Below are 2321 nucleotides of genomic sequence, written 5' to 3' on the forward strand. Positions count from 1 at the left end.
AGATTTGGTAATATAACTGAGCACGGCGCGGGAAGCGGCGTGAGAGATCTTTGAAAACTGAACAAGAAACGAAACCAAGAAGGAACGTCAATTCAAGGAAAAAAGAAAGATGTCAGAGGACATCTGAGAGCTAAATCAAATGGAGAGTTTGATCCTGGCTCAGGATGAACGCTGGCGGCATGCCTAATACATGCAAGTCGAACGGACGGAAGGGAAGCTTGCTTTCTGGAAGTCAGTGGCGAACGGGTGAGTAACACGTAGGGAACCTGCCCATGTGCCCGGGATAATCTCTGGAAACGGAGACTAAAACCGGATAGGTAAGAGGACCGCATGGACCTCTTATTAAAGGAGCTACGGCTCTGAACATGGATGGACCTGCGGTGCATTAGCTAGTTGGTGGGGTAACGGCGCACCAAGGCGACGATGCATAGCCGGCCTGAGAGGGCGAACGGCCACATTGGGACTGAGACACGGCCCAAACTCCTACGGGAGGCAGCAGTAGGGAATTTTCGTCAATGGGGGGAACCCTGAACGAGCAATGCCGCGTGAGTGAAGACGGTTTTCGGACTGTAAAGCTCTGTTGTAAGAGAAAAAGGGCAGACATAGGGAATGATGTCTGATTGATGGTATCTTACCAGAAAGTCACGGCTAACTACGTGCCAGCAGCCGCGGTAATACGTAGGTGGCGAGCGTTATCCGGAATGATTGGGCGTAAAGGGTGCGTAGGTGGCACGTTAAGTCTGGAGTAAAAGGCAGCGGCTCAACCGCTGTTGGCTCCGGAAACTGGCGAGCTGGAGTGCAGAAGAGGGCGATGGAACTCCATGTGTAGCGGTAAAATGCGTAGATATATGGAAGAACACCAGTGGCGAAGGCGGTCGCCTGGTCTGTAACTGACACTGAAGCACGAAAGCGTGGGGAGCAAATAGGATTAGATACCCTAGTAGTCCACGCCGTAAACGATGAGAACTAAGTGTTGGGGGAATAACTCAGTGCTGCAGTTAACGCAATAAGTTCTCCGCCTGGGGAGTATGCACGCAAGTGTGAAACTCAAAGGAATTGACGGGGGCCCGCACAAGCGGTGGAGTATGTGGTTTAATTCGAAGCAACGCGAAGAACCTTACCAGGCCTTGACATCCCCGGCGAAGGCATAGAGATATGCCGGAGGTTACCCGGGAGACAGGTGGTGCATGGTTGTCGTCAGCTCGTGTCGTGAGATGTTGGGTTAAGTCCCGCAACGAGCGCAACCCTTGTGATATGTTACTAACAGTAAGATGAGGACTCATATCAGACTGCCGGTGACAAACCGGAGGAAGGTGGGGATGACGTCAAATCATCATGCCCCTTATGGCCTGGGCTACACACGTACTACAATGGCGGCTACAAAGAGCGGCGAACCCGTGAGGGCAAGCGAATCTCGGAAAGGTCGTCTCAGTTCGGATTGAAGTCTGCAACCCGACTTCATGAAGTTGGAATCGCTAGTAATCGCGAATCAGCATGTCGCGGTGAATACGTTCTCGGGCCTTGTACACACCGCCCGTCAAACCATGGGAGTTGGTAATACCCGAAGCCGGTGGCATAACCGCAAGGAGTGAACCGTCGAAGGTAGGATCGATGACTGGGGTTAAGTCGTAACAAGGTATCCCTACGGGAACGTGGGGATGGATCACCTCCTTTCTAAGGAGAAAGAGTGTAAGAAAAAGGTTCCTTGAAGGGGAAGTTTCTTGTTTAGTTTTGAGGGATCTTGGAATCTCTCAGGATCGATCTTTGAAAACTGAACAACATGAAGAAGACATAACAGAAAAGGTCTAAACGAAAGTTGTAGACTAAGATTTTTAACGAGAAACAGTTAAGAACAGTTCTTTGAAGTGTGAACATCTCGAAGAAAACACGAGAACCACTGATTAAGTAAGGAAGGGCGTACGGAGGATGCCTTGCCACTCCCGAATGAAGAAGGACGCGCCAAACTGCGAAAAGCGTCGGCGAGCTGTAAGGAAGCGAAGACCCGGCGGTGTCCGAATGGGGGAACCCGGCAGCTGTCATAGGCTGTCATCCATGGATGAATACATAGTGCATGGAGAGGAACCTGGGGAACTGAAACATCTAAGTACCCGGAGGAAAAGAAAACAAAAGTGATTTCCCGAGTAGCGGCGAGCGAAAGGGAAGAAGCCCAAACCGATCTTAGGGTCGGGGTTGTAGGACCGCGAGAAGACAAGAACGAGGATAGGAGAACACGATTGAAAGCGTGACCGAAGAGGGTGCAAGTCCCGTAACCGAAATCCGAGGGAAGTCGAGCGGGATCCTGAGTACGGCGAGACACGAGG

2 rRNA genes (1 of these 2 running past the window's edge) are annotated in these 2321 nt (G+C 51.3%); both read left to right on the plus strand.

Annotated features, from left to right (window positions below):
• Positions 1-136: 136 nt before the first annotated feature.
• A 16S ribosomal RNA gene (locus tag HNQ43_RS09020) occupies positions 137-1674 on the plus strand.
• A gap of 225 nt (positions 1675-1899) precedes the next feature.
• A 23S ribosomal RNA gene (locus tag HNQ43_RS09025) occupies positions 1900-2321 on the plus strand (it continues 2581 nt past the right edge of the window).
• The 16S and 23S rRNA genes sit together here, the layout of an rRNA operon.

Origin of the sequence: Faecalicoccus acidiformans (assembly GCF_014202635.1) — a bacterium.
In the GTDB taxonomy this organism is placed as follows: domain Bacteria; phylum Bacillota_I; class Bacilli_A; order Erysipelotrichales; family Erysipelotrichaceae; genus Faecalicoccus; species Faecalicoccus acidiformans.